29 protein-coding genes and 1 tRNA gene are annotated in these 24,376 nt (G+C 72.0%); 11 read left to right on the forward strand and 19 right to left on the reverse strand.

What is annotated here, in order from left to right; genetic code table 11:
* The 6 genes from U5911_RS08440 to U5911_RS08465 are packed head-to-tail and all read right to left on the reverse strand — an operon-like array spanning position 1 to position 4,021.
* A complete protein-coding gene (locus tag U5911_RS08440; RefSeq protein WP_336036553.1) occupies positions 1-423 on the reverse strand; it encodes a 30S ribosomal protein S19 in 423 nt (140 codons plus the stop codon).
* A 3-nt stretch (positions 424-426) separates the two neighbouring features.
* Complete coding sequence (locus U5911_RS08445) at positions 427-1,149, reverse strand: 50S ribosomal protein L2 (protein ID WP_336036554.1); 723 nt, start codon at positions 1,147-1,149, stop codon at positions 427-429.
* A 2-nt stretch (positions 1,150-1,151) separates the two neighbouring features.
* Positions 1,152-1,406 carry a 50S ribosomal protein L23 gene (locus tag U5911_RS08450; RefSeq protein ID WP_336036556.1) on the reverse strand — a complete coding sequence of 85 codons (255 nt, stop codon included), beginning with the start codon at positions 1,404-1,406 and terminating at the stop codon, positions 1,152-1,154.
* Positions 1,403-2,155 (reverse strand): 50S ribosomal protein L4, encoded by a 753-nt coding sequence (gene rpl4p / locus U5911_RS08455; protein WP_336036557.1) that lies wholly within the window; start codon positions 2,153-2,155, stop codon positions 1,403-1,405. The genes U5911_RS08450 and rpl4p overlap by 4 nt, the downstream gene beginning before the upstream one ends.
* 2 nt (positions 2,156-2,157) lie before the next feature.
* The gene (locus tag U5911_RS08460) at positions 2,158-3,165 is read right to left on the reverse strand and encodes a 50S ribosomal protein L3 (RefSeq protein WP_336036558.1); all 1,008 of its coding nucleotides are present in this window, start codon (positions 3,163-3,165) and stop codon (positions 2,158-2,160) included.
* 4 nt (positions 3,166-3,169) lie between these two features.
* Positions 3,170-4,021 carry a putative RNA uridine N3 methyltransferase gene (locus U5911_RS08465; protein ID WP_336036560.1) on the reverse strand — a complete coding sequence of 284 codons (852 nt, stop codon included), beginning with the start codon at positions 4,019-4,021 and terminating at the stop codon, positions 3,170-3,172.
* Positions 4,022-4,284: 263 nt separating this feature from the next.
* Between U5911_RS08465 and U5911_RS08470 the strand changes: the two genes are divergently transcribed.
* Positions 4,285-4,355: transfer RNA gene (locus tag U5911_RS08470), tRNA-Gly, on the forward strand.
* A 62-nt stretch (positions 4,356-4,417) separates the two neighbouring features.
* Here the strand turns inward: U5911_RS08470 and U5911_RS08475 are convergent.
* Positions 4,418-5,785, reverse strand: coding sequence for a hemolysin family protein (locus U5911_RS08475; protein ID WP_336036562.1), 1,368 nt, complete (start codon positions 5,783-5,785; stop codon positions 4,418-4,420).
* A 140-nt stretch (positions 5,786-5,925) separates the two neighbouring features.
* Positions 5,926-6,105 (reverse strand): hypothetical protein, encoded by a 180-nt coding sequence (locus U5911_RS08480; protein ID WP_336036563.1) that lies wholly within the window; start codon positions 6,103-6,105, stop codon positions 5,926-5,928.
* A 237-nt stretch (positions 6,106-6,342) separates the two neighbouring features.
* On the opposite strand from U5911_RS08480, the gene U5911_RS08485 reads away from it, so the two are divergent.
* Entirely contained in the window at positions 6,343-7,635 is a 1,293-nt protein-coding gene (locus U5911_RS08485; protein ID WP_336036564.1) for an MFS transporter, read from the forward strand.
* A gap of 25 nt (positions 7,636-7,660) precedes the next feature.
* The gene (locus tag U5911_RS08490; protein WP_336036565.1) at positions 7,661-7,975 is read left to right on the forward strand and encodes an MTH1187 family thiamine-binding protein; all 315 of its coding nucleotides are present in this window, start codon (positions 7,661-7,663) and stop codon (positions 7,973-7,975) included.
* Between the two features lie 23 nt (positions 7,976-7,998).
* Here the strand turns inward: U5911_RS08490 and U5911_RS08495 are convergent, their stop codons facing one another.
* The 3 genes from U5911_RS08495 to U5911_RS08505 form a co-directional block, all read right to left on the reverse strand.
* A complete protein-coding gene (locus tag U5911_RS08495) occupies positions 7,999-8,337 on the reverse strand; it encodes a HalOD1 output domain-containing protein (protein ID WP_336036566.1) in 339 nt (112 codons plus the stop codon).
* Between the two features lie 8 nt (positions 8,338-8,345).
* On the reverse strand, positions 8,346-8,642 hold the full coding sequence (locus tag U5911_RS08500; protein WP_336036567.1) for a DUF7344 domain-containing protein: 297 nt from the start codon (positions 8,640-8,642) through the stop codon (positions 8,346-8,348).
* Between the two features lie 70 nt (positions 8,643-8,712).
* Positions 8,713-9,333 (reverse strand): winged helix-turn-helix transcriptional regulator, encoded by a 621-nt coding sequence (locus tag U5911_RS08505; protein WP_336036570.1) that lies wholly within the window; start codon positions 9,331-9,333, stop codon positions 8,713-8,715.
* 141 nt (positions 9,334-9,474) lie between these two features.
* Here U5911_RS08505 and mch point away from each other — a divergent pair, with 141 nt between their 5' ends.
* From mch to cruF, 4 genes are all read left to right on the forward strand, one after another.
* The gene (gene mch, locus U5911_RS08510; RefSeq protein WP_336036571.1) at positions 9,475-10,410 is read left to right on the forward strand and encodes a methenyltetrahydromethanopterin cyclohydrolase; all 936 of its coding nucleotides are present in this window, start codon (positions 9,475-9,477) and stop codon (positions 10,408-10,410) included.
* Positions 10,411-10,494: 84 nt separating this feature from the next.
* Positions 10,495-12,033 (forward strand): phytoene desaturase family protein, encoded by a 1,539-nt coding sequence (locus U5911_RS08515; protein ID WP_336036572.1) that lies wholly within the window; start codon positions 10,495-10,497, stop codon positions 12,031-12,033.
* A gap of 1 nt (position 12,034) precedes the next feature.
* Positions 12,035-12,862 carry a prenyltransferase gene (locus U5911_RS08520; RefSeq protein ID WP_336036573.1) on the forward strand — a complete coding sequence of 276 codons (828 nt, stop codon included), beginning with the start codon at positions 12,035-12,037 and terminating at the stop codon, positions 12,860-12,862.
* Complete coding sequence (gene cruF / locus U5911_RS08525; RefSeq protein WP_336036575.1) at positions 12,855-13,739, forward strand: bisanhydrobacterioruberin hydratase; 885 nt, start codon at positions 12,855-12,857, stop codon at positions 13,737-13,739. The genes U5911_RS08520 and cruF overlap by 8 nt, the downstream gene beginning before the upstream one ends.
* Positions 13,740-13,781: 42 nt before the next feature.
* Here cruF and U5911_RS08530 read toward each other — a convergent pair whose 3' ends face one another.
* A complete protein-coding gene (locus U5911_RS08530; RefSeq protein WP_336036576.1) occupies positions 13,782-14,753 on the reverse strand; it encodes a phytoene/squalene synthase family protein in 972 nt (323 codons plus the stop codon).
* A gap of 311 nt (positions 14,754-15,064) precedes the next feature.
* On the opposite strand from U5911_RS08530, the gene U5911_RS08535 reads away from it, so the two are divergent.
* A complete protein-coding gene (locus tag U5911_RS08535) occupies positions 15,065-15,550 on the forward strand; it encodes a double winged helix-containing putative transcriptional regulator (RefSeq protein WP_336036577.1) in 486 nt (161 codons plus the stop codon).
* A 12-nt stretch (positions 15,551-15,562) separates the two neighbouring features.
* On the opposite strand, the gene U5911_RS08540 is transcribed toward U5911_RS08535, so the two are convergent.
* Complete coding sequence (locus U5911_RS08540) at positions 15,563-17,194, reverse strand: GTPBP1 family GTP-binding protein (RefSeq protein WP_336036578.1); 1,632 nt, start codon at positions 17,192-17,194, stop codon at positions 15,563-15,565.
* Between the two features lie 174 nt (positions 17,195-17,368).
* On the reverse strand, positions 17,369-17,896 hold the full coding sequence (locus U5911_RS08545) for a J domain-containing protein (protein WP_336036580.1): 528 nt from the start codon (positions 17,894-17,896) through the stop codon (positions 17,369-17,371).
* Between the two features lie 74 nt (positions 17,897-17,970).
* Between U5911_RS08545 and U5911_RS08550 the strand changes: the two genes are divergently transcribed.
* Complete coding sequence (locus U5911_RS08550; protein WP_336036581.1) at positions 17,971-18,138, forward strand: zinc finger HIT domain-containing protein; 168 nt, start codon at positions 17,971-17,973, stop codon at positions 18,136-18,138.
* A 5-nt stretch (positions 18,139-18,143) separates the two neighbouring features.
* On the opposite strand, the gene pyrF is transcribed toward U5911_RS08550, so the two are convergent.
* Entirely contained in the window at positions 18,144-18,947 is an 804-nt protein-coding gene (gene pyrF, locus U5911_RS08555; protein ID WP_336036583.1) for an orotidine-5'-phosphate decarboxylase, read from the reverse strand.
* 111 nt (positions 18,948-19,058) lie between these two features.
* Between pyrF and U5911_RS08560 the strand changes: the two genes are divergently transcribed.
* Complete coding sequence (locus tag U5911_RS08560; protein WP_336036584.1) at positions 19,059-19,496, forward strand: hypothetical protein; 438 nt, start codon at positions 19,059-19,061, stop codon at positions 19,494-19,496.
* Here the strand turns inward: U5911_RS08560 and U5911_RS08565 are convergent.
* Together U5911_RS08565 and U5911_RS08570 are read right to left on the reverse strand one after the other, a co-directional pair.
* Positions 19,486-19,869, reverse strand: coding sequence for a DUF7993 family protein (locus U5911_RS08565; RefSeq protein WP_336036585.1), 384 nt, complete (start codon positions 19,867-19,869; stop codon positions 19,486-19,488). The genes U5911_RS08560 and U5911_RS08565 overlap by 11 nt on opposite strands.
* A 1-nt stretch (position 19,870) precedes the next feature.
* Positions 19,871-20,317, reverse strand: a complete 447-nt coding sequence (locus tag U5911_RS08570; RefSeq protein ID WP_336036586.1) for a DUF2240 family protein — start codon at positions 20,315-20,317, stop codon at positions 19,871-19,873.
* 87 nt (positions 20,318-20,404) lie between these two features.
* Between U5911_RS08570 and U5911_RS08575 the strand changes: the two genes are divergently transcribed.
* Positions 20,405-20,779, forward strand: a complete 375-nt coding sequence (locus tag U5911_RS08575) for a 30S ribosomal protein S8e (RefSeq protein ID WP_336036587.1) — start codon at positions 20,405-20,407, stop codon at positions 20,777-20,779.
* Positions 20,780-20,830: 51 nt separating this feature from the next.
* On the opposite strand, the gene U5911_RS08580 is transcribed toward U5911_RS08575, so the two are convergent.
* Together U5911_RS08580 and U5911_RS08585 are read right to left on the reverse strand one after the other, a co-directional pair.
* Positions 20,831-21,967: a twin-arginine translocation signal domain-containing protein gene (locus U5911_RS08580; RefSeq protein WP_336036589.1), complete on the reverse strand. Its 1,137-nt coding sequence runs from the start codon at positions 21,965-21,967 to the stop codon at positions 20,831-20,833.
* 183 nt (positions 21,968-22,150) lie between these two features.
* Positions 22,151-24,376 carry a CDC48 family AAA ATPase gene (locus tag U5911_RS08585; RefSeq protein ID WP_336036591.1) on the reverse strand — a complete coding sequence of 742 codons (2,226 nt, stop codon included), beginning with the start codon at positions 24,374-24,376 and terminating at the stop codon, positions 22,151-22,153.

Genomic DNA, 24,376 nt, shown 5'->3' on the forward strand with positions numbered 1-24,376 from the left:
TTATTTGAGCGGCACGAACTTCGAGGAGCGGGTCGCGCCGATGCCCGCCTGCCCGTGTTCGACCGACGTCCGGGTGAGCTGGAACTCGCCGAGGTAGTGCCCGATCATCTCGGGTTCGACCTCGACGCGCTCGAACTCGTGGCCGTCGTAGACCGCGAACGTCAGCCCGACGAACTCCGGCAGCACCGGCATGTCGCGCAGGTGCGTCCGGATGGGGTCGTTGGCCGTCTCCTCGGGCTCAGATTCGCGGGCCTCCTCGAGCACCTTCAGGTGTTCGTCGGACAGCCCACGGGTGATGGTTCGCCGCTGTCGAGCGGGAAGCAGTTCCGCGACGTCCTCCAGGCTCATGTCCTGCAGCTCGTCGAGGTCGTGACCGCGGTAGGTGAACTCACCCTCGCGGCCGGTTCGGTATTCACTACTCATGGGTTACTTCTCCCCTCCGCGACCGGTGCGCTTCGAGGCGATGTCGCCGACCTTCCGGCCCGGCGGCGCGTTCCGCGAGACGCTCTTCGGCCGACCGGGGTGCTGGCGGCCGCCGCCACCGAACGGGTGGTCGACGGCGTTCATCGCGACGCCGCGGACCTTCGGCCACTTGCCGCCGCGGCTCTTCATCTTGTGGTACTTCGCGCCCGCCTTCACGAACGGCTTGTCCGTGCGGCCGCCGCCCGCGACCACGCCGATGGTCGCCCGGCAGTCCGGGCTCAGGCGCTTGATCTCGCCGCTGGGTAGCTGGACGACCGCGGCGTCGCGCTCGTGCGTGATGAGGTCGGCGTTCACGCCGCTCGCCCGAGCGAACTTGCCGCCGTCGCCGGGCTGGCGTTCGACGTTGCAGACCGGGACGCCCTCCGGGATCTCCGCGAGCGGGAGCGTGTTGCCCTCCTCGATGGACGCGGAGATGCCGACTTCGATGGTGTCGCCGACCGCGACGCCCTCGCTGGCGAGCACGAGGCGCTGGTCGCCGTCCTCGAACTCGACGTTCGCGACGGGCGCGCTGCGGGCGGGGTCGTGTTCGATGTCCACGACCTCGCCGGCGAGCACGTCGGCGTCCTCGGTCTTGCGGTGCGACAGCTCTGCCTTGTACCGGTGGGACGGCGCGCGGAACGTCGACGAGCCGCGGCCGCGCCGTTGGCCCTGGATTCTGCGTCCCATGATCAGAACACCCCGATGCGGGAGGCGACGTCCTGTGCGTCGTCGTCCGCGGACAGTTCCACGGTCGCCTTCTTCTCGCCCTCCGGGGTCACCTGCGTGTTCACGTTCACGACGGTCACGTCGTACTGCCGTTCGATGGCGTCCCGGACCTCGGGCTTCGCGGCGTCGAGGTCGACGACGAACTGGAGCTTGTTCTCGAAGTCCATCTTGTCCATCGCCTTCTCCGTGACCAGCGGGTAGTCGATGATGCCCGTCATCGCTGGCCCACCTCCTCGACGGCGCTCTCGGTCCAGACCGTCAGGCGGCCCGGCTCCGCGCCGGGCGCGAGGTCCTCGGCGTTCACCTCCCGGCCGGTCGCCACGTCGACGCCGGCGAGGTTCCGCGCCGCCTTCGACGGCCCGGTCTCGCTGGACGTCACGAAGAGGATGGACGTCGGCTCGCGGTACTTCCGGCCGCGGAGCTTCCCCTGGCCGGCGCGGACGGACCGCCCGTCGTCGGCGCGCTCGACGTCCGCGTGGACGCCGACCGCCTCGAGGAAGTCGACGACCTCCTTCGTCTTCGCGAGGTCCTCGAAGTCGTCGCTGACGACCAGCGGGAGCTCGACGTCGTCGTCGAAGTCGTGGCCGCGCTCGGCGACCAGGTCGCTGTCCGTCGTCGCCGCGACGGCGCTCCGGACGGCGGCCTTCCGCTCCTTGTCGTTGACGTCGAGGCCGTGGTCTTTCTCGGCTTTCGGCGGGTGCGCCTTCCGGCCGCCGACGGTCTGCGGGACGCGCGCGCCACGGCCGTTCGTCCTCGGGACGTGAGCCATGCCGCGTCCGCTCCCGTGGGACTCGGCGGAAGTGCGCAGGCCCGCGTACTCGTCGGCGCCGTACTCCTGTGTTCGGTTTGCCTGCGCGGCGAGCACGGCTCGCTTCACGAGGTCCGGCCGGACGGGTTCGTCGAAGACGTCCGGCAGGTCCAGCGAGCCCGCGTCGTCGCCGTTCAGGTCGCGTACAGTTGCCTGCATGGTTAGCCTTGGTTGGATGCGGTGCTCACGTAGCGCACCTCGGGGTCGAGGCGCGGCGATTCGTTCGGCCGGACGGCCGGACGGAACCGCACGAGGCGCTGTTCGGGACCGGGCACCGAGCCCTTCACGAGCGCGTACGGGCCGTCGACTTCGCCGTAGTTCGGGAAGCCGCCGGCGGCGTTCACGTCGTCGCCGTCACCGATGTCGATGAGGCGCTTGTTCAGTTCGGTGCGCTGGTGGTAGCCGGTCTGGCCCAGCTGGGGAACCGTCGAGCGGACCCGGGACGGGTTCCACGGGCCGAGGTTCCCGATGCGGCGCCGCCAGCCCTGGCGGGCGTGCTTGCCTTTCCGCTTCTGCACGCCCCAGCGCTTGACGGGGCCCTGGGTGCCCTTGCCCTTCGTCACGCCGGCGACGTCCGTGAACTCGCCGGCGCGGAACACGTCGCCGAACTCGTGGACGCCGCCGTCCTCGAGCAGTTCGGTCGCGAAGTCGACGCGGTCCCGGACGGAGCCGCCGCCGACCCGCGTCTCCATGACGTCGGGCTGTTTCTTCGGCACGCTCTTGACGTCGCCGGGGACCGTGTGCGTGATGACGCGCACGTCCGCGACGTCCTCGGTTTCGAGCGCTTCGGTCAGTGCGTCAGTGTCTCCACCGTCCTCGGGGACGGAGAGCGCGCGGTCGAGTTCCTCGTGGGTGTCGTCGGCCCAGACGTCCGTCAGCGGCTTCGCGCCGTACGGCGTGTCCTCGTAGAGGCGAACTGCGGCCGCCCGCATGGGCGGCGTCTCCACGACGGTGACGGGCACGGTCGTCTCCATGCCCTCCGTCGGTGCGTTCGCCTTGTCGTCGACGAGGACGACGTGGGTCATGCCGGCCTTGTAGCCGGCGAAGCCCTGCAGGCCGACCTGGCCGTCGTCTTCGGGCCACGAGTTGAAGCGCGGTACTTCACTCTCCGCGCGCTTGCGGGGACTGAACCCCATCGAGCCTTTTCGTGGTCGGTTTGGCTGTGGCATCGTATCACTCCGTGAGCGTCAGGCAGCCGAGTGAGGCGAACATCGCTTCTTCGGTTCGCACGACCTCGCTGCCCTGATTGGGGATGGTGTTGAGCCAGGCGTCGAATCGCGCGGGTGCGTCGGCGTCGGAGTCGGCGACCGCCTCGCTGACCTCGTCCTCGGACAGCCCGAGCATGGGCGGGAGCCCACGTTCGGGGGCGCCGAAGGCGACGGTCAGTCCGTCCCGGGCGGTGCGTTCGACGTACCCCCCGAGGGAAGCCGCGGTGAGCGGCTCCCCGTGCCGGGAGGTGGCGATGCGAACGCCCGCGTCGGGGCGGTCGAGCGCGTCACCGAGGGCCGTGCGTTCGACCGAGAACCCCGGGAGGGGTTCGTCGACCAGCTTCGCACGGACCGGTCGTCGCGAAGAGACCCTGATGGTCACGCGTTCCCCCTCCTCGACCTCCACGTCGGGAGGCGTCTGGAGGGAGATTGGGTGTTGCAAGCCGCAATTGACCCGTACGCGCCCTTCAGATCCGACCTGGGTCACGATTCCCTGTCGTAACGACCCAGACCCGCTCGAGTCTGAGCCGGTCCATGACGAGAGACGGAGCGGCGGCAGGACACCGGCGTACTCCAGTTCGTCGCGCCGCCCGAAGGCCTCCTTTCGGAGGTAGGGTGGCGTCGCGGCGTACCGCAACACCGTTTCGACGAACCCGCCGCCCCAGCGCCGTTCGCCGTCCGGGTCCGGGAAGACCGCGAGGCGGTCCACGTCGAAGACGGCCGCCGCGCGTGCGACGTATCCGAGCTTCCGCGTGGCCTCGCGTTTGTCTTCGGCTTCCCGGACGAGGGACGACGGCACGAGTACGCTGAGTGTCATGCCGTGTCGCGTCCGTGTCTCGTCACGAGACTGTAGGTTAGGTACCGAGCCCTCGCCTAAAAGGGTGGCGTTTCGATTCCGGCCGTGTGACGGCGTTACACTCCACCTACGCGCCGAATAGCGTGCGATTGCCTGTCACTCCGCGTTCCCGGGTCGGGGCTGTGGTGTCTCCGGTCGCGGCTGTCCCGCGTTCCCACTGCCGTTCGCAAAGAACGGATTTATATACGACCGTGCCGTTCGTCCGAATGCGAACGAAGGCAGGCGCGCTGGTAGTGTAGTGGTATCACGTGACCTTGCCATGGTCACAACCTGGGTTCAAATCCCAGCCAGCGCACTTCTACTGCAACCACGACCCCGAGAGACCACTGTGTCGCTCGCGGCACGCTCGGGCCGTGGCTACGCGTCGTCCACGGACTCGTCCTGCTGCTGTCCGGACGCGTCCTGTCCCCGTTCGGACTCCGAGAGGACGACGCGTTCGATTCGCGCGTCCTCGACGGCGTCGACGCGGAGGACGTATCCGTCGCGTTCGACCTCGTCGCCCACCTCGGGTTCGCGGCCGAGGCGACTGAAGACGAAGCCACCGACGGTCTCGACCTGGTCGCCCTCGAACTCGGTGCCGAGGCGGTCGTTCACCTCCCGGAGCGGGACGCCGCCGTCCGCGACGTGCGTGCCGTCGTCCCGCGTCTCGATCGTGGGCGCACGCGGCGGCGCGTCGAACTCGTCGCGGATGTCGCCGACGATCTCCTCGAGGACGTCCTCGATGGTGACGATGCCCTCGAAGACGCCCCACTCGTCGATGACGACCGCGATCTGACCGCTGCCGTGCGCCTGGAACTCCGCGAGAATCTCGTCGAGGCGGCGCGTCTCCGGCACGACGACGACGTCGCGAGCGAGATCGCGTGCGGTCGTCGGCTCCTCGCCGTCCGTGGCGGTTTCACTGGCCTGGAGGACGTCTTTCGCGTGCACGAACCCGACGGGCTGTTCGCCGTCGTCGTCGAGGACGACGTAGCGCGTGTAGGCGCCGTTCGCGACGACGGACCGGAGGTCCGGGAGGGGCGTCGACGCGGCGACGGTCGCCACGTCCGGACGCGGCACCATGACCTCGCGCACGAGCGTGTCACCGAGCTCGAAGACGCTCTCGATCATCTCCACCTCGTCGAGGTCGATGCGGCCGGACTCCTCGGCGCGGCTGAGGATCATCAGGATCTCCTCCTCGGAGTGCGTCTCCCCGCCCTCCGCCGCGGGAGAGACGCCGACGAGGCCGGTGAAGTAGTTCGCGGTGCCGTTGAAGACGACGATGCCGGGCATGAAGACGTAGTAGAAGAACTTCATCAGGGGCGCGACGAGGAACGCCACGCGTTCGGCCTCCTGGATGGCGAGCGTCTTCGGCGCGAGCTCGCCGAACACGACGTGGAGGAACGTGATGAAGCCGAACCCGAGCGCGAACGCGACGAGGTGGACCGCGCTCGGGGGCAGCACCTCGCCGAGCACCGGTTCGATGAGGGCGGCGACGGCGGGCTCGCCGATCCACCCGAGGCCGAGCGAGGACAGCGTGATGCCGAGCTGGCTCACGGCGAGGTACCCGTCCAGGTTCTCGATGGCGTCGCGGACGAGGCCGGCGCCGGGCTTCCCGCGGTCGACGAGCGCGTTCACGCGCGTCGGCCGGAGTTTCACGAACGCGAACTCGGCGGCGACGAACACGCCGTTCATGACGACGAGGAAGACGGCGAGGAGCAGCCCGCCGACGGAGAGTAACGTTACCATACGTCCGCATCGTCGGTGAGGGTCTTGTAAGGGGGGTTTCGCCGCCGTGTCGGTGCTCCGTCCGGTCGCGAACGCGCGGCGCACCTGGCCCGGGCGGACGCGACGCCGGTGCGCGGGCGCTCACGACGCGGCCGCCTCGCTCAGCCGCGACTGCGGAGCGTGCTGTAGGCGGCGACGCCGACGGCGACCAGCGCGAGTCCGAACGCCGCCGGGTCGGTCGAGCCGTCGCCGAACCGCCAGCCCAACACCGCGTACCCCACGAGCGCGACGGCGAAGAACAGGAGGCCGACGCGCTGGAGGCGGCCGCTGCGACCTGGCATGAGCGGGCGTACGGGCGCCTGGCACTTGAACGGTGCCGGTCGTTCGCACGCGCCGCGAGGCGAGCCGCCGGTTGTATCACTTTTCATACTTTAATTCTGTTCACCTGCCCGGATCCGGCCGGAGCGGAGAACCGCCGAGGGGGACTCGAACGCGCCCGCTCGCCGAGGGATGTGAGAATGTGAACCACTCTCTCGGTGGATATATGTCTGATTAGAATAACAGTACCGTGTCCTCCGATGAGCCGCCTCTCGAAGTCCCAGGTCATCCGGCGGTACTACCTCTACCGGGCGACCGCACGACCGAACTTCCACTACCCCGTCTACACGCTGTTCCTGCTGTTCAACGGCCTCTCGCTCCCCCAGATCGGCCTCATCGCCACTATCCAGTCCGTCGTCGTCGTGACCGGCGAGATCCCGACTGGCTACGTCGGCGACCGTATCGGGCGCCGGAACAGCCTCGCAGTCGGCGGGTTCCTCATGCTCGTCTCGAACGCCAGCTACCTCGTCGCCACCGACTTCGTCGGCTTCACGTTCACGTTCGTGATGCTGTCGTTCGGCGGCACGTTCCTCTCCGGCAGCGGCAGCGCGTGGCTCTACGACACCCTCAAAGAACACGACGACGAGGACGAGTTCACGTACGTCTCCGGCCGGTCGCGCGCGCTCTCCCGCTGGGTGCAGGTCGTCACCATCCCCGTCGGCGGGGTCCTCTACTCCCTCGACCGGTTCTACCCGTTCTACGCGGGCGTCCTCGCGGCGACGCTGAGCCTGGTGTTCGTCCTCCGGCTGCCGAAGAACCGGATGTACGACGACGACTACGAGGCCGACGCCGACGAGGACGACGACCGCCTCACCATCGTCGACGCGCTCCCCATCATCCGCGACCAGCTGCGCGCGCCCGACCTCCGGTGGTTCGTCGTCTACATCGCGCTGTTCAGCGGCGCCATCATGACCATGGACATGTGGATCCAGCCCATCGCCCAGGAGGCGCTCCGGGAGTCCTTCGGGCCGACCCTGGAGTCCTGGGGCCTGACCGAGGGCGTCATCCTCGGGCTGCTGTACTCGTCGTTCACGCTCGTCAGCGCGGTCACCAGCGACTACGCCAGCGACGTCGAGGACGCCTTCGGCGTCCGCAAGGCGATGATGCTCGTGCCGGCGGCCATCGCCGTCTCGTACCTCCTCGCGGGGATGGTGGCCGTGCTGGCGTTCCCGATGTTCTTCGTGATGAAGGGCGGCGGCGCGCTCACCGGCCCCATCCAGAACCGCTACATCAACGACCAGGTGCAGTCCGTCGGCCGCGCGACGCTGCTGTCCTCGGTCGCGATGCTGCGCAGCGTCGCCGGCATCCCGTTCCGCGTGGGCAGCGGCGTCCTCGCCGGGATGTTCGGGTCCATCAGGGCGGTCGCCATCCTCGGCGGCATCTTCCTCGTCGGCGCCGCGCTCCTGTGGCTGTTCCGACCGCCTATCAGCGAGGACTACGAGGCCTCCCGGGCGGCGACGGCCGCGGACGCCGACGCGACCGCCGAGGACTAAGTACCGAGCGCCCCCAGTTCCTGGTATGACAGTCATCGCGCTGCTCAGCGTCGCGCCCGTCACCGAGGACAGCATGGCGGCGGACGTCGCGGACGCCGTCGCGGCGCTCGAGGACTTCGACGTCAGCTACGAGACCAACCCCATGGGCACCGTGATCGAGGCCGAGGACGTCGACACGCTGCTCGCGGCGGTCGCCGCCGCGCACAAGGCCGTCGACGCCGACCGCGTGAGCACGTTCCTGAAAGTCGACGACAAGCGCACCGACGACCGGCCCGCCACCGAGAAGGTCGACGCCGTCGAGCGCGAACTCGGCCGGCCGGCGCGCTCGGACCGCGAGTAGGCACCGCTGGCGCGTCGTGGCCGTCACCGCTGGCGCGTCGTGGCCGTCGTCGTCGCGGCGTCCCGGACGACGTGCACGGTCCCTCGACTCGTCACTCGCACGCGGCAGGCGGCGTACGTGAAGCGGACGGTGGCGTTCGGCGCGTCCGCGAGCAGGTCGTCGAGGCTGTCCGGGTCGATGCGGTGCGCGAGCGGCGGCAGCGTCACCGGGTCGACGTCGAGGGCGGCCGCGACGGCGGCCACCACCTCGGCGGCCGCGCGCCCGTCGCCGGTCCGCTCCCACTCCCGGGCGACGGTGTCCTCGCGCCGCGCCGCGTCGTGGTCCACCTGACCTGGTGGGTCGTCGTCCGACGTGTCCTCCATCGCCGTCCTCACGCGTGTCGCGTGTGCTTCGACGCCGGCGTCCGGGACGCGTCGGCGCGCCCCGCGTCGATGGCAGCACTGACGCCGCTCGCGTCCACGTCCACGAGGCCGACGCGCCGGAGCTTCGGCACGACGACGTGGTGTGCGGCCGTGACGCCGTCGCGCTCGCTGCGGACGTCGTCGGCGGCGGCCAGCGCCGCGCCGAGCTCGTCGACGGTCCGCGGGCCGTCGTCGAGCTCCCGGAGCACGACGCGGCAGTCGCGGTTCGACAGCACTGCGAGCAGGTCGTCCGGGTTCACTCCCATACCCTCACTGCGGACGGACGGGAAAAGCGTGTTCTGGCGGATTCCCCGAAAGCCGGCCGGCGCGGTCACCTCACGGCAGGCGGCCCTCGGCGGCGGGACTGAGGCGGGCGACCACGCTGCCGCCGTCGCGCTCCCGGTCGAGCACGCCGGCGTCGTCCAGCCGGTCCAGGTGCTCGGAGACGGTGCTGGGCGCGCGGTCGAGGGCGGCCGCGACGGCGTTCACGGTCGCGGGGTCCGTGCGGTCGACGGCCGCCAGTACGGCGCGCGTCGTCGGGTCCACGGCGGCCGCGTCGGCGGCGCGGTCGGCGTCGCGGTCCGACGGGAACAGCCGCTTCTTCCCGAGGACGTGCTCGCTGTCCACGACGCCGTCGCGCTCCAGCACGCGCACGTGGTACCGCGCGGTCGACGTCTCCAGGCCGGCGTCCTCGGCGGCCCGCGCGAAGTGGACGCCCGGCAGCGACCGCACGACGTCGTAGATGGCGGCGCGAGCCTCGCTGTCGAACTCGCGGTCCCGCGACGGCCTGACGGACTGGCTCGCGGTCGTCTCCCCGGCCGGTGCGGCCGCGACCAGGGCGGCTCCCGCGTCCCCGCGGTCGGGCTGGGCGGACGCGGCGGCCGGGCCGGTCGCGGCGAGTGCCGCTGCGAACACGAGCACGAGCGCGGCGCAGACGGCGAGGCGGTCGCGGCGCATGGCGGAACCGTCTGTGCGCTGCAGGCACTTCAGTCGCTCGGCACCTGACAGCGGTAGGACGAGATTACCGGCGGGACGCGTCGGGACGCCGACACGGCCGGACTGAGAAACCTCTTGTGTGGGGGCGCCGAACCCGGCGCCATGGACAGTCTCAACCGGATGGCGCTTGAGCTCGCCGACGAGGCCCTCGAGTTCACCGAGGAGCTCGACGTCGGCGCGTTCGAGCTCGACAACGGCGCGACGGTCATCGACTTCGGCGTCCAGCACCGCGGCGGCCTCGAAGCCGGGCTGTTGCTCGCCGAACTCCAGACCGCGGGGCTGGCGACCCTGCAGACGCGCGTCGACGTCGTGGCGGGCGCGGCGTTCCCGTACGTCGAACTGGCCTGCGACCGCCCCGCAGTCGCGCTGCTCGGCGCGCAGAAGGCCGGCTGGGAGCTCTCCACGGCCGACTACGAGGGGCTCGGGAGCGGGCCGGCGCGCGCCCTCGTGGCGCGCGAGGGCGAGTACGAGGCCATCGACTACGTGGACGCCTTCGAGTTCGCGGTGCTCGCCCTGGAGAGCGACGCGCTCCCGACCGCGTCCGCGGCCGAACAGGTCGCGGAGCTCGCGGACGTGAACCCGGAGAGCGTGTTCCTGGCGGCGTACCGCACCGCGAGCGTCGCGGGCGGCGTCACCGCGGCGGCGCGGGCCGCCGAGCTCGCGGTCTTCCGCCTGTACGAGCTCGGCTACGACCCCACGGACGTCCTCACCGCGACGGGGAGCGCGCCCGTCGCGCCCGTCCCGGGCGACGAGGAGGCCGCTATCGCCCGGACGAACGACGCGCTCGCGTACGGCGGCCGCGTCCACCTCACCGTCGCCGAGGACTTCGACGAGTTCGACGCCGTGCCGTCCTCGGCGGCCGAGCGCTACGGGCGGCCGTTCGCGGACGTCTTCGACGACCACGACTGGGACGCCGGCGCCGTCGACGAGGGCGTGTTCGGTCCCGCCCAGGTCACCGTCGACGTCGAGGGCGGGCCGACGTACGCGCTCGGCGGCGTCCGCGAGGACCTGCTCGCCGAGGGGTTCGGCGTCGCCTGACACGGACGCGGCCGTCGGGCGCCGGACGCGGCGACGGCGGCGGGAACGCGTCGTTTTATCTTCGCCGAGCCACACGAGAGAGGCATGAACGCCCTGTCGGGTCGGTCGGTCGCCGTGGTCGGCGCTGGCTTCGGCGGCCTGTCGACGGCCTGCTACCTCGCGGACGCGGGCGCCGACGTCACCGTCGTCGAGAAGAACGAGCAGGTCGGCGGGCGAGCGAGCGTCCTCGAGCGCGACGGGTTCACCTTCGACATGGGGCCGTCGTGGTACCTGATGCCGGACGTCTTCGAGCGGTTCTTCGCGGACTTCGGGCGCGAGCCGACGGACTACTACGGGCTGACGCACCTCGACCCCCACTACCGCATCTTCTTCAAGGACAACGCCGGCCGCCGCCCCGGCCGCGCGCCGCCCGGCCTCGACGTGAACGCTGACGGCGACGTCCTCGACGTGACGCCCGACCGCGAGCAGGTCAAGGCCGTCTTCGACGCCTACGAGCCGGGCGCCGGCGACCGCCTCGACGACTACCTCGCGCAGGCGCGGGAGAACTACGAGGTGGGCATGGAGCACTTCGTCTACGAGGACCGGCCGCGCGTCCGGGACTGGCTCGACCCCGACCTCGCGCAGTACGCCCGGGGTCTGACGCTGCTCGGGTCGATGCAGGACCACGTCGAGAAGTACTTCGACCACCCGAAGCTCCAGCAGGTGATGCAGTACACGCTGGTGTTCCTCGGCGGGTCGCCGACGACGACGCCCGCGCTGTACAACCTCATGAGCCACGTCGACTTCAACCTCGGCGTCTACTACCCCGAGGGCGGCATGTCCGGCGTGGCCCGCGGCGTCGCCGACCTCGCCGAGGAGCTCGGCGTGCGGTTCCTCACCGACCACCCGGTGACGAGGATTCACGGCTACCGCGGCGGCTTCAAGGTCGAGACCGACGGCGCCCACGACGTCTTCGCCGACGAGGTGGTCTCGGACGCCGACTACGCCCACACCGAACAGGAGCTCCTGCCGCCGGAGAAACGCCAGTACGACGCCGACTACTGGGCGTCCCGGACGTACGCGCCGTCGGCGTTCCTGCTGTACCTGGGCGTCGAGGGCGACGTCGACCCGCTGGCCCACCACACGCTCGTGCTGCCCAGCGACTGGCAGGCGCACTTCGACCAGATCTTCGAGGACCCCGAGTGGCCCGAGGAACCCGCCTACTACCTCTGTGTCGCCTCCGAGACGGACGACTCGGTGGCGCCGGACGGCCACAGCAACCTCTTCGCGCTCGTCCCGGTCGCGCCCGGCCTCGACGACACCGACGAGGTGCGCGAGGCGTACCGCGACCTCGTCCTCGAGGACGTCGCCGAACACACGGGCGTCGACCTCCGCGACCGCATCGTCGTCGAGGAGCGCTTCTCAGTCTCGGAGTTCGCCGAGCGGTACAACAGCTACCGCGGCACCGCGCTCGGGCTCGCGCACACGCTCCGCCAGACGTCGCTGTTCCGGCCGCCGCACCGCTCGACGGCCCTCGACGGCCTCTACTTCACGGGCGCGTACACCACGCCCGGCATCGGGGTGCCGATGTGCCTCATCGGCGGCGAACTCACCGCCGACTACGTCCTCGAAGACGCCGCGTAGGATGCTCCGGTACCTCCTCGTGCTGTCCCGGCCGCGGTTCTGGCTGTACCTCGCCGGCCCCGTCCTCGTCGGCGTCGCGTACGCCGCCGACTCCCTGCCGGACCTGTTCTCGCCGCCGGCGCTCGCGCTGTTCGCGTACTTCCTCGTGCCAGCGAACGTCTTCCTGTACGGCGTCAACGACGCCTTCGACCGCGAGATCGACGAGGCGAACCCCAAGAAGGACCAGAAGGAGGCGCGCTACCGCGGCGGCGCCGCCGTGCACGCGGTCGTCGCCGCCTCGGGAGTCCTCCTCGTCCCGGTGGCCGCCGCGGCGCCCCGGGTCGCCGTCCCCTGGCTGGCGGCGTGGGCGCTGCTCGCGGTGGAGTACAGCGCGCCGCCGCTGCGCTTCAAGACCACGCCGCTGCTGGACTCCGTCTCGAACGGCCTGTACGTCCTCCCGGGCGCCGCCGCGTACGCCGCCGTCGCCGGGCGGCACCCGCCGCTCCTGGCGGTCGCCGGCGGCTGGCTGTGGGCGATGGGCATGCACACGTTCTCCGCCATCCCGGACATCGAACCCGACCGCGAGGCCGGCGTCACCACCACCGCGACCGCGCTCGGCGAACGCCGCACGTACGCGTACTGCGCGGCGTGCTGGCTCGCCGCCGCCGCCGCGTTCGGGCTCGTCGACTGGCGGCTCGGCACCGTCCTGCTCGCGTACCCGCTCCTGGTCGCCGGCATCGTCCGGTCGGACGTCGACGTCGACCGCGCGTACTGGTGGTACCCCGCCGTGAACACCGCCGTCGGCGCGCTCATCACGCTCGGCGGCCTCTGGAGGCTCACCAATGGGTGACGCCGAACCAGGCTCGGAGTCCGCGGCCGCGCTCGGCGGCGAGTGGACGCGAGCGCGCGTCGAACGCCGCCTCGACGACCTCGTCGCCGGCCACCGCTTCGAGATCGCCGTGGTGTTCCCGGTCGTCGGCGCCGCCCTCCTGCTCGCGTCCGCGTGGGGGTGGCTGCCCGACCCGCTCGCGTTCAACCCCTACCTCGTGCTCGCGGGCGTCACCGTCATGCGGCTGCCGCTGGTCGCCGGCCTCCTCCCCCTCGCGGACCGCCGCGCCGCGGTCGCGGTGCTCGCGCTCGCCGCGTACGCGTACGGCGTCGAACTCGTCGGCGTCCACACCGGCTGGCCGTACGGCGAGTTCGCGTACCTCGTCGACCTCGGTCCGATGCTCGCCGGCGCCGTCCCCCTGGGCCTGCCCGTGTTCTTCCTGCCGCTGGTCGTCAACAGCTACCTGCTCGTGCTGCTGGTCGGCGGCCCCCTCGCCCGCCGCGCGGCCGTCCGCGTCCCGCTCGTCGCCGCCGTCGTCGTCTGGATGGACGTCGTCATCGACCCCGGAGCGGTCGCGCTCGGCTTCTGGGCGTACGAGGCCGGCGGCGCCTACCACGGCGTCCCGCTGTCGAACTACCTCGGCTGGGTGCTCTCGGCGACCGTCTCCGTCGCCGTCCTCGACTGGGGGTTCGACGCCGCCGACCTCCGCGAGCGACTCGCGGACTGCCCGTTCATGCTCGACGACCTCGTGAGCTTCGTCATCCTCTGGGGGGCCGTCAACGCCGCGTTCGGGCAGGTCGCGCCCGTGCTCGCGGCCGCGGTGCTCGGCGTCGCGCTGCTCCGGACGGACCGCTTCGACTTCGCCGTCCGCGACCGGAACCCCGCCCGCGACCGGTGACTGGCGGCCACGGGACCCCGCCGCCCTCGCTGGCGGACGCGACTACGGCGCCGGGTGGGGGTCGCCGTGGCCGTGTCGGTGGTCGGCGTGCGAGGACACGCAGCTTACGCGGTAGAACACGTGCTCGGGGTCGCCGTAGTACGCCCAGTACAGCCGCGTCTTCGCGACCAGCCAGAGCTTCCGGGGCGTCGACAGCGACGGCGTCGCCGTGAGCGTGTCGCAGCCGCGCGCGCGGATCTCGCGGTGGTGGTCGGCGTACAGCACCGCCGAGACCAGCACCGCGAACTGGCAGTCCTCGGGCAGGTACTTGATGCCCGCCACGCCCTCCCGGTAGCGCGCCTCCGTGCGCGCCAGCTCCGTCCGGACCGCGTCCCGGAACCCCGGCGTCACCTCGTGGCGCCGCAGCTGGTCGACGGTGACGCCGTGCTCGCGGCGCGTCTCCCCCGGGAGGTAGACGCGGCCGTAGTCGTCGACGTCCTCGCGGACGTCCCGCAGGAAGTTCGTCAGCTGGAACGCCTCCGCGAGCGCCGCGGCGTGGGGCGCCGCGGCCTCGCGGTCCTCGACGGTCATCACGTCCATCATCATGTTCCCCACGGCGACCGCCGACCCGCGCATGTACGCCTCGAGCTCCGCGTACGCGTCGTAGTGCTGGGTGTCGAGGTCCGCGAGCATCGCGTCGACGAACGTGTCCACGTCCTCGTCGTCGATGCCGTACCGCCCCGCGAGCTCGTGGAACGCCGCCAGCACCTCCTGTTCGTCCGCGTCGAGCGCGTCGACGTCGGCGGGCGCCTCCCCGAGCGCCGCGCGGCGCACCGCCTCCAGTTCCGCGCGCTGCTCGTCCGGGTCGCGGTCCGCCGTGGTGTCCACGACGTCGTCGGCCACGCGGAAGAACGCGTACAGGACGTAGGTCGCGTGGCGGACGCGTTCGGGCAGCAGTCGCGTCGCCAGGTGGAAGGTCTTCCCGGTCCGCTGCTGTATCGCCTTGCTCGTCGAGATCTGGGTGCTGTCGACCATTGTGGGGGGATGGGGCCAGATGCGGCACTGCGGCGCGTGCAGCTCCCGGCTGTACGGTCAGTCTGTTGGGCCGCCAAGAAGAAAAAACACGGTGGCGTAAGCGGTGCCTACCGCTACCCGTAACCGAGCTAACAACGCCCCCCGTCGTCCCCCGATTGCACGCGCGGGCCGGTCGCCTGACCGAACCGCCGGAGGGGCCGTCCGGTCGAACCGCGACCGGGGCCGCTCGACTCGCCGCGCCGCTCGACTCGCCGCGCCGCTCGACCGCCGCGTCCAAACGACTCAAGGCTGTCCGGCGCGGACGCGGACGCATGCAGCGCAAGCCCGTGCCGCCCGCGCCCGACTCCCTGGACGCCGTCTGGACGGTCCGGGACGCCGTGCCGCTGGTGCCCGAACCCGAGGCCGACTGCTGTCGCCGCCTCGTCGAGCGGGCCGGCGTCCCCGACCGCGGGACAGCGTCGGCGTGGCTCGTGTTCCTCGCGGCGCTCGGCGTCGTCGACGACACCGAGAAGGGGTTCGCGCGCGGACGCGGCGACCCGGACGCGGCCGCCCTCGCCGCGAACTTCCGCGAGAACGTCTTCCTCGCCGCCGACTGCCTGGCCGCCCTCGACGACGCGGACGCGCGGACCGCCGCCGAAGTCTTCGAGGCGGTCCGCGACCGGGTCCCCCAGTGGGAGCGCGCGAAGCGCGAGAACTGGCCGGCGTTCTGGACGGGCCGCGTCGAGCGCCGCCTCGACTGGGCGGTCCTGCTCGGCCTCGCCGAGCGCGGCGACGGCGGCTACCGCCTGCCGGCGTGACGCCGCGGGACGCTACTCGCCGTCCGGCACGTTCGTGACTGTGCCGACGCCCTTGCTGGAGCCCTCGCGGAACACGAACCGCTGGCCCTCCTCGACGAGGTACGGCCGGAACTTGAACCGGACCGTCGCCTCGCCCGTGTCCCCGGGCAGCAGCTGGCCGCCCTCCGGCTCGAAGCGCGCGGCCTCCGCGACCGTCTCCAGGTGGACGACGGGCTCGTACCCCGCGTCGATGCGCGTCGGGTGGTTCAACACCATCACTTCCGCCTCGAACTCCCTGACGGGCTCGGGGTCGGCGTCGGCCGGCAGCAGCACCATCCCGCGCTCGACGTCGGCCTCGCGGACGCCCTTCAGCGCGATGCCGACGATGCGGCCGGCCTCCGCGCGGTCCACGCGGTGGTAGTGCATCTCGATGGACCGCACCTCGACGGTGCGGAACTCGCCGTCCGGGAACGGCCCCAGGCGGAGCTCGTCGCCGGCCTCCACGGTGCCGGACTTCACGGTGCCCGAGGCGACGGCGCCGACGCCTGTCACCTTGTACGTGCGGTCGACGTACATCCGGAACGGCCCGCTCGCCGCGGTCGTCTTCGGCAGGCGCTCGAACATCTCGTCGAGGACGTCCAGGCCGTCCATCGTCACGGCGCTCGTGCGCACGATGGGCACGACGTTGTCCCCGATCTCGTCGACGGCGGCGTCGACGCCGTGGCGCTCGACGGGCAGCGGCGACCGGCCCGTGTTCCGGAGCAGGCGCTCGACCGCCCGCTCCACCTCGGCGACCCGGTCGTCGTCGACGAGGTCGGTCTTCGTGATGGCGACGATGGTCGGCAGCTCGGTCGCCAGCAGCACGCCGATGTGCTCGCGGGTCGTCTTCGTCGGGCCGTCGTCCGCGGCGACCGTCAGCAGCCCGTAGTCGAGTTTCTGGCCGACGAGGCCGCGGATGGTCGTCGACAGCCAGGGCTCGTGGCCGACCGTGTCCACGAACGACACGACGCGGTCGGCGCGCTCGACGACCGCCGCGCGCTCGTCCTTCCGGTCGGGGTTCCGCACGCGCAGCGGGCCGTCGCCGTCGAACCCGTAGACGCCGTACGAGAGGTCCGCGGAGAGGCCGCGCTCGACCTCGTGCGGCTGCACGTCGAGGAACTCCCGGGTGTCGCCGTCGCCGTCGTCCGGGTCGCCCGTGACGAGGCTGCCGACGAGCGTCGACTTCCCGTGGTCGACGTGGCCGGCGGTCCCGACGATGATGTGGTCGTCGCTCGGCGCGAGCGACGACCCCTCGCGGACCGTCGCGACGCCGACGATGCCCGCGTCTGCGTCGCCGTCCGCCTCGCGGACGCTGTCGACGCCCCACGTCTGGACGTCGGCGATGTGCGCGCCGGCCTCCTCGGCGAGCAGGCTCAGCACGTCCATCGTCTCCGAGAACGTCTCCGGGCTGACGCCCGCGAGCCCGCCGTCGTCGGTGACGCCGAGCACGTACTCGGCCTCGCCGTCGCCGGAGAGCACGCGGTGGCGCAGCTGGGCCGCCAGGCTCTCCATGCGGCCGTCGGCGAGGTGGACGTCGCGGCTGAACCGTTCCTTGAACTCGACGCTGCCGCCCTCCTGCTCCCCGCGGTCGAGCGCGCGGACCAGGCGGGCACGGTCACGCCCCATGGCCGGGGCTTAGGCGGAGGCGAATAAAAGGCTTCCCCGGGTAGCGCTCCCGAGACGTACGGAGACGGGGGGTTCGGCGGCCTCCGGCCGCCACGCGCTGGGCCGCCTCCGCGTTCCGTGTGAGTCGTCGGCCAGTCGGCCGGCGGCTACGCGTTCCGCGTCGGCCGGCGTCCGCTACGCGTTCCGCTTCAGCCGACGGTAGGCCTCGTTCACGCGCGAGAACTCGTCGGCGTCGCCGCCCCGGTCCGGGTGAAGTTCCCGCGCCTTCTCGCGGTACGCCGCCCGCACCTCCTCCTCGCTGGCGCCGGGGTCGACGCCCAGCACGCGGTAGTCCTCGCGCGTCGGCGTCGTCGACGCCGCGCCGCTCGCGCCCTCCCAGCCGTCTGCCGCGCGGCCGCCGCCCGCTCGGCCTCGCTGCCGTCGCCGCCGGCCGCCGCGGAAGCCGCCGGCGCGCTGGCGGTCCCGTCGCGCGCGCTCGCGCTGCTCGCGGGCGTACTCCTCGCGGGACAGCCGGCGCCGCCGGAACGCCGCGTCCGCGAGGCGGCCCGACGCGTGCAGGTAGAAGATGGCCGCCGCCACGCCGAACGGCACCGCGACGCCGAGCGCCACCGGACTGTACGCGACGCCGAGCACGCCGAACACCGCGGCGAGCACGCCGAACACGCCGGTCAACCCCCAGACGATGCTCGAGTCCGTCTCCACACCCGTGGTTGGGGCCGCGAGCGTAAAGGCTGTTGGCCCCACCGGCTTTCACGACGGAGCGCGTACGCCACCGCATGAGCGTGAGCGGGCTCTGCCAGATCTGCGAGCGCCAGCGCGCCGACTACCAGTGCAGTCGCTGCGGCGCGCTCGTCTGCGAGGCCCACTACGACCCCGAGACCGGCTACTGCACGGACTGCGCCGCCGAGGTCCGGGCCGGCCGCGGCGACAGCGGTCCGCGCTGACCGCCCTACCGGTGCTCGTTCAGGCGCTCTTTCAGGCGGCGCGCGGCGTCGCCGGCGGCGCGCTCCCACGCCGGCGAGTCCTCGCCCGCGAAGATGATGCCGCGCGTGGAGTTCACGACGCCGACGCCCTCGTCGTTCAGGCCGTACTCGACGGCCGCCTCCGCGTCGCCGCCCTGCGCGCCGACGCCCGGCACGAGGAACGGGAGCTCCGGGACGCGCTCGCGAATCGCTTCCAGCTCGTCGGGCGCCGTCGCGCCCACGACGAGGCCGACGTTGCCGTACTCGTCGTTCCAGCCGGCCGCGCGCTCGGCGACGTGCTCGTAGAGCCGGCGATCGTACGCGGCGAGCTCGAGGTGCTGGAAGTCCATGCCGCCGGGGTTCGACGTCCGGCACAGCACGAACACGCCGGCGTCCGAGCGGGCGAGAAACGGCTGGAGGGCGTCCTCGCCGAGGTAGGGGTTGACAGTGACCGCGTCCACGTACTCCAGCACCTCGGCGTACCGGCGCGCGGTGTTCCCGATGTCCGCGCGCTTGGCGTCCAGCAGCACGGGCACGCCCTTGCCGTGGGCGTACGCCGCCGTCTCGCGGAGCGCGCGCCAGCCGTCGGCGTCCTCGTAGAACGCCGCGTTCGGCTTGAACACGGCGGCGTGCTCGTGGGTCGCGTCGATGACGCGGCGGTTGAACGCCCACCGCGGCAGGTCCGCGTCCCGGACCTCGTCGGGGAGGCGGTCGAGGTCGGGGTCGAGGCCGACGCTCACGACGGTGTCGGCGGCGTCGATGCGCGCCGCCAGGTCGTCGAAGAAGCCCATGGGTGGGGGTCCCTCGCTCCGGGCAAAAGCGGTTCGCTTTCCGGGCCGGTCGGCGCTGCGAGCCGTCGCCGCGACCGAAAGCACTTGTCGGTCCGCCGCGAGCCACCGCACGTGCCCTCCCTCCGAAGCGTCCTCCGCGCCCTCCTCGCCGTCGCCGGGGCCGCGTTCGTCCTGCTCGGCGCCGCGCTCGCGGCCAGCGGCCTCGGCGCCGAGGGGTTCCCCGGCGGTCTCGCGGTCGTGTTCGGCTTCTTCGTGCTCGCCGCCGGCGTCGCCGTCGCCGGCGCGGCGCTCCTGCTGTCCGGCGCCGGCCTCCGGCCGCTGCAGGCGCGGGTCCTCCAGGTCGCCGGCGCGCTCGGCGTGCTCGCGTTCGTCGGCCCGGCGCTCGCGCTGCTGGTCGCCCCGGGCCCCCTGCTGTCGGCGTTCGGGCCGGCGGGCGTCGGCGGCGCCGTCCTCCTGTGGCTGGCTCTCGCCGCGGCCGCGACCGTGCTCGCCGTCGCCGTCGGCTGCTGGCGGGCCGCCGAGCTCGCCGCCGACCGGCTCAGGTCGTAGCCGCGTCCGCGGCCGCGCCGAGGACGTCCAGCGCGCGCTTGGTCTTCGCGCCGTCCGGCACGAACACCAGGAGCCGCGGCGGCCGACCGCCGACCGGCCGCGCGCGCAGCCCGCGCTCCCCGGCCTCGCGCCGCGCCGCCGCCAGGCCGTCGAACACCTCCACGCGCACGCGGTCGGGCTGGACGTACACGGCCGCGAGCCGCTCGCCGTCCAGTGCGACGTCGTAGGCGTGCGCGCCGTCCGTCGTCGGCTCCACGTCCGGGTCCGCGTTCGTCACCGCCAGCCGGCCGTACGGGTCGTCCCCGTGGCCCGTGACCTCGCTGGACAGCAGTTGCGCGATGCGCGTGCCGTCCGTGATGCGGTCCTCGACCACGCTACCCCTCCAGGTCCGCGCGCGCCTTCGACGCGGCGCCGTCGACGTCCACGCCGCGCCGGCGCGCGTACACCACCGCCGCCGCGTCCGCCGTGACGCCGAGTTCCTGCTGGAGGCGGTTCACGGCCGCCACCGTCTCCTGGCGGTCGTGGCCGGCGTCGGCGAGCGCGTCCAGCGCGCGCTCGAACGCCGACCGCTCCTGGAACAGCGACTCGTCCGGCGAGTACTCCTCGGGGATCTCGACGCCGTCGACGTCGAAGGCCGCCGCCACCTCGCCGCCCTCGCGCTTGACGAGGCCCTCGCCGGCCGCGACGTCCAGCAGGCGCTTGGCCTGGTCGGGACTCATCCAGTCGCGGTCCAGCGACAGCGCCACGACGAACGCCTGCTCTGGGAGCCGCTCTCTGCCCTTCTGCCTGAACGGCGCCGCCACCGCCACCCGGAGACTCATACCCGCGGCGACGGCTCGCACGCCGGTAAAACCCGCTGTTCTCGGCCAACCGAGCCTTTCAAGTACGTCGTGGGCCACTCTCCGCGTATGCAATACCAGGGCCGCTCCAAGCGCTCGAAGACCGGCGCCCGACTCCGCCCGCGCTCGAAGAAGGACAAGTCCGAACTCGGCCGGAGCCCGACCGAGACGACGGTCGGCGAACCCCGGTTCCGGACCGTCGACGCGCGCGGCAACGTCGAGAAGGTGCGCGCGCTCTCCACGAACGTCGCGAACGTCTCCACCGACGACGGCACGGTCCGCGCCACCATCGAGGACGTCGTGGAGAACGACGCCAACCCGAACTACGCCCGCCGGAACATCGTCACGAAGGGCGCCGTCATCGAGACGGACGCCGGGACGGCCCGCGTCACGTCCCGCCCCGGCCAGAACGGCCAGGTCAACGCCGTCCTCGTCGACGAGTAACGCCGCTCGTTCTCTCCCCGGTTCTCCCGCTGGCGGGCCGCCCGGCGACCGCTACGGGTGCCAGCGCTCGCGGTGGACCTCCTCGGCGTCGTCGCCGACGGGGTAGGTCACGACGACCTCGTCGCCCTCGGGGTCGACGCCGACGTTGAGGTAGTTCAGCGACCCCGCCGGCTCGGCTTCCGCGCTGCCGTCGTTCACCGTCGAGACCACGCGCACCCGTCCCTCCCCGTCGGTGTCGTTGAACGTCACGCGCGCGATCGCGTCCCGGTCGTCGGTCTCGGGGTCGGCGACGAACTCCACGTCGTCGACGAGGCGGTCGTCCTCGGGGAAGCGCTCGCGGTGGACGACCCGGGACTCGTCGTCGACGGTCGCGGAGACCACGACCTCGTCGCCCTCGGGGTCGACGCCGACCTCGAGGTACGTCGTGCTCCCGGGCGTGCTCGTCGACGTGGATTCGCCCGCCCGGACGGACTCCACGGTCACGCCGTCCGCGACCACGTCCGAGACGAACTGCACGCGCGCCGCTTCCTGGTCGGCTTCGAACGCGACGCCCCCGACGACGCGGGCCTCCAGGACGCCCGACGACGACTCCTCAGGCGCCGGCAGCCCCTGTGCGAGGACCAGCCAGCCGCCGTCCCGCTCGACGGTGACGAACTGGACCCGCTGTGTGCCCGAGTCCGTCCCCTCGACGGTGGCCGTCACGACGGCGGTCCCGGCCCCGTCGAGCGCGTCCTCGACGGCGGCGCGCTCGACGTCCGACCCCGGCAGCGTCGACGACAGGACGAGGTCGACGGTGACCTCGCGGTCCGCGCGCTCGACGGTCGTCGGCTCGCTGGCGTTCTCGTGGAGCGGTTCCGCCTGCTCCCGGGTCATCCGCTCGGCGCTCATCGGGTGGAGCGGGTGGAACCGCGACTGGAACCCCTCGACGTCCTCCGCGGTGAACGCCGACTCGACCGCCGCGACGGGGCTGTCCGCCGGGTCGACTGCGGCCGCGTCCGCACTCTCCCCGGTCGTCGGCTCGTCCGTCGTCGCCGCGGTCGTCGACGCCGCGGTGGTGGGTTCGGCGCTCGTCGGCGGCCGGGTCGTCTCGCCGCCGCTGCCGGGACTGCCAGTGCAGCCCGCGACGCCGGCGACGCCGGCGGCCGCGAGCGCGCTCAGTACGTCTCGTCTGGAGGGCGCAGGAGCCATCGGCCCGTTGTTTGGACGGTCCCCCCTTCAGTACCCCGTTCCCGTTTCGCTGCCAGCGAGCGCGGCGAACGTACTTACGTCCCCGGCGGTCGGGAACGGAGCGGTTCACTTCGCGATTGGAGCGAGCGGTTCACTCGGCGAACGACCGCGGCGAGCGAGGGGCCACCGCGCAGGAAAACGGGACTACTGGAAGCCGATGTGGCCGCCGCGCTCGCGGCCGGGCTCCGGCGTCTGGCTGCCCTTGAACTGCTCTTCGACGCGGTCGTAGTACTCCTGGAGGTCGTCCGTGACGGTCGGGCGGACGTCCTCCATCGCCTTCTGGAAGTGCCGCATCTCCACGACCTCGGCGTCCTCGTTCTCGCGCAGCGCCTCGATGGCGGCCTCGCGGGCGATGTTCGCGAGGTCGCTGCCCACGTAGCCGTCGGTCAGCTCCGCGAGCTCGCGGAGGCTGACGTCCGCGCCCAGCGGGATGGCCTCGCTGTGGATCTTCAGGATCTGCTCGCGGCCGTCGACGTCCGGCTGGCCGACCTGCACGAGCCGGTCGAAGCGGCCCGAGCGGATGAGCGCGGGGTCGATGATGTCCGGGCGGTTCGTCGCCGCGATCACCATCACGTCCTCCATCTCCTCGAGGCCGTCGAGCTCGGTGAGCAGCTGGTTGACGACGCGCTCGCTGACGTTGTTCCCGACGTCCTGGCCGCGGCCGGGCGCGAGGCTGTCCAGCTCGTCGAAGAACACGACCGTCGGCGACACCTGGCGGGCCTTCCGGAACGTCTGCCGGATGGCCTTCTCGGACTCGCCGACCCACTTCGAGAGCAGCTGGGGGCCGCGCACGCTGATGAAGTTCGCGTCCGTCTCGTTGGCGACGGCCTTCGCCATCAGCGTCTTCCCCGTCCCCGGCGGCCCGTAGAGGAGGACGCCGGCGGGCGGGTCGATGCCCATCCGCGTGAACTTCTGGGGCTGGTTCAGCGGCCACTCCACGGACTCCTTGATCTCCTGTTTGGCGTCCTCGAGGCCGCCGACGTCGTCCCAGGAGAGCTTCGGGAGCTCGACGAGGACCTCCCGCATCGCGGACGGCTCGACCTCGTTGAGCGCGCCCTTGAAGTCCTGGCGCTTGACGATCATGCGGTCGATGAGGCTCGGCGGGATGTCCTCCTCGTCGAGGTCGATCTCGGGGAGGTACCGGCGGAGCGCGCGCATCGCCGCCTCCTTCGTCAGGCTCTCGATGTCCGCGCCGACGAACCCGTGGGTGTCGTCCGCGAGCGAGGAGAGGTTCACGTCGTCGGAAAGCGGCATGCCGCGCGTGTGGATCTTCAGGATCTCCTCGCGGCCGACCTCGTCCGGGACGCCGATCTCGATCTCGCGGTCGAAGCGGCCCGGCCGGCGCAGCGCCGGGTCGACGGCGTCGACGCGGTTCGTCGCCGCGATGACGATGACCTGGCCGCGGCCCTCGAGGCCGTCCATCATCGTCAACAGCTGGGCGACGACGCGGCGCTCGACCTCGCCGGTGACGTCCTCGCGTTTGGGCGCGATGGAGTCCAGCTCGTCGATGAAGATGATCGCCGGCGAGTCCTCCTTGGCGTCCTCGAAGATCTCCCGCAGCTGCTGTTCGCTCTCGCCGTAGTACTTCGAGATGATCTCGGGGCCGGCGATGGAGAAGAAGCTCGCCGACGTCTCGTTGGCGACGGCCTTCGCCAGCAGCGTCTTCCCCGTGCCCGGCGGGCCGTGCAGGAGCACGCCCTGGGGCGGCTCGATGCCGAGCTTCTGGAAGATCTGGGGGTGTTTCATCGGGAGTTCGACCATCTCCCGGACGCGCTGGATCTCGTTCTCGAGGCCGCCGATGTCCTCGTACGTGATGCCGCCGCCCGTGCGCTCGAACCCGCTGATGGGCTCCTCGCGGAGCTCGACGTCCGTGTCCTCGGTGACCAGGCAGACGCCCTCCGGGTCGGTCTCGACGGCGATGAGCGGGATCGCCTGGCCGGGCGACCGCATGAACGGGTGGTTCGTCGACGACATGACGGGCACGATGTCCCGCGAGACCACCGGCCGCTTGAGGATCTGGCGTTTCACCATGCCGGCGGCGTCCGACCCGAACTGGACGCTGGCGTCCTCCGGCGGCGCCAGCACGAGGCGGTCGGCCTTCTCGGCGTCCGCCTTCCGGATCTTCACGCGCTCCCCGATGCCGACGTCGGCGTTCTGGCGCGTGAACCCGTCGATGCGGATGGTGTCCGTGTTCCAGTCCTGCCGGTCGGCGCGCCACACCTTCGCGGCGGTCGTCTCCGCCCCCTCGATCTCGATGATGTCTCCCGGGCTGAGCTTCAGGTGCAACAGCGTGTCGGGGTCGAGGCGAGCGATGCCCCTCCCCGAGTCGTTCGGGTAGGCTTTCGCCACCTCAAGTTGGACTTCGTTCAT

The sequence above is a fragment of the Halobacterium yunchengense genome (assembly GCF_037031165.1).
In the GTDB taxonomy this organism is placed as follows: domain Archaea; phylum Halobacteriota; class Halobacteria; order Halobacteriales; family Halobacteriaceae; genus Halobacterium; species Halobacterium yunchengense.

Excerpts from the sequence above, each read along its gene's own strand:
- U5911_RS08475 (WP_336036562.1), bottom strand. The coding sequence starts at position 5,785 with ATGGTAACGTTACTCTCCGTCGGCGGGCTGCTCCTCGCCGTCTTCCTC.
- U5911_RS08580 (WP_336036589.1), bottom strand. The coding sequence starts at position 21,967 with ATGGCTCCTGCGCCCTCCAGACGAGACGTACTGAGCGCGCTCGCGGCC.
- U5911_RS08445 (WP_336036554.1), bottom strand. The coding sequence starts at position 1,149 with ATGGGACGCAGAATCCAGGGCCAACGGCGCGGCCGCGGCTCGTCGACG.
- U5911_RS08585 (WP_336036591.1), bottom strand. The coding sequence starts at position 24,376 with ATGAACGAAGTCCAACTTGAGGTGGCGAAAGCCTACCCGAACGACTCG.
- mch (WP_336036571.1), top strand. The coding sequence starts at position 9,475 with ATGGACAGTCTCAACCGGATGGCGCTTGAGCTCGCCGACGAGGCCCTC.
- U5911_RS08495 (WP_336036566.1), bottom strand. The coding sequence starts at position 8,337 with ATGGAGGACACGTCGGACGACGACCCACCAGGTCAGGTGGACCACGAC.
- rpl4p (WP_336036557.1), bottom strand. The coding sequence starts at position 2,155 with ATGCAGGCAACTGTACGCGACCTGAACGGCGACGACGCGGGCTCGCTG.
- U5911_RS08460 (WP_336036558.1), bottom strand. The coding sequence starts at position 3,165 with ATGCCACAGCCAAACCGACCACGAAAAGGCTCGATGGGGTTCAGTCCC.
- U5911_RS08490 (WP_336036565.1), top strand. The coding sequence starts at position 7,661 with ATGACAGTCATCGCGCTGCTCAGCGTCGCGCCCGTCACCGAGGACAGC.
- U5911_RS08575 (WP_336036587.1), top strand. The coding sequence starts at position 20,405 with ATGCAATACCAGGGCCGCTCCAAGCGCTCGAAGACCGGCGCCCGACTC.
- U5911_RS08530 (WP_336036576.1), bottom strand. The coding sequence starts at position 14,753 with ATGGTCGACAGCACCCAGATCTCGACGAGCAAGGCGATACAGCAGCGG.
- U5911_RS08515 (WP_336036572.1), top strand. The coding sequence starts at position 10,495 with ATGAACGCCCTGTCGGGTCGGTCGGTCGCCGTGGTCGGCGCTGGCTTC.
- U5911_RS08465 (WP_336036560.1), bottom strand. The coding sequence starts at position 4,021 with ATGACACTCAGCGTACTCGTGCCGTCGTCCCTCGTCCGGGAAGCCGAA.
- cruF (WP_336036575.1), top strand. The coding sequence starts at position 12,855 with ATGGGTGACGCCGAACCAGGCTCGGAGTCCGCGGCCGCGCTCGGCGGC.
- U5911_RS08520 (WP_336036573.1), top strand. The coding sequence starts at position 12,035 with ATGCTCCGGTACCTCCTCGTGCTGTCCCGGCCGCGGTTCTGGCTGTAC.
- U5911_RS08485 (WP_336036564.1), top strand. The coding sequence starts at position 6,343 with ATGAGCCGCCTCTCGAAGTCCCAGGTCATCCGGCGGTACTACCTCTAC.
- U5911_RS08500 (WP_336036567.1), bottom strand. The coding sequence starts at position 8,642 with ATGGGAGTGAACCCGGACGACCTGCTCGCAGTGCTGTCGAACCGCGAC.
- U5911_RS08440 (WP_336036553.1), bottom strand. The coding sequence starts at position 423 with ATGAGTAGTGAATACCGAACCGGCCGCGAGGGTGAGTTCACCTACCGC.
- U5911_RS08535 (WP_336036577.1), top strand. The coding sequence starts at position 15,065 with ATGCAGCGCAAGCCCGTGCCGCCCGCGCCCGACTCCCTGGACGCCGTC.
- U5911_RS08505 (WP_336036570.1), bottom strand. The coding sequence starts at position 9,333 with ATGCGCCGCGACCGCCTCGCCGTCTGCGCCGCGCTCGTGCTCGTGTTC.
- U5911_RS08550 (WP_336036581.1), top strand. The coding sequence starts at position 17,971 with ATGAGCGTGAGCGGGCTCTGCCAGATCTGCGAGCGCCAGCGCGCCGAC.
- pyrF (WP_336036583.1), bottom strand. The coding sequence starts at position 18,947 with ATGGGCTTCTTCGACGACCTGGCGGCGCGCATCGACGCCGCCGACACC.
- U5911_RS08480 (WP_336036563.1), bottom strand. The coding sequence starts at position 6,105 with ATGCCAGGTCGCAGCGGCCGCCTCCAGCGCGTCGGCCTCCTGTTCTTC.
- U5911_RS08450 (WP_336036556.1), bottom strand. The coding sequence starts at position 1,406 with ATGACGGGCATCATCGACTACCCGCTGGTCACGGAGAAGGCGATGGAC.
- U5911_RS08540 (WP_336036578.1), bottom strand. The coding sequence starts at position 17,194 with ATGGGGCGTGACCGTGCCCGCCTGGTCCGCGCGCTCGACCGCGGGGAG.
- U5911_RS08570 (WP_336036586.1), bottom strand. The coding sequence starts at position 20,317 with ATGAGTCTCCGGGTGGCGGTGGCGGCGCCGTTCAGGCAGAAGGGCAGA.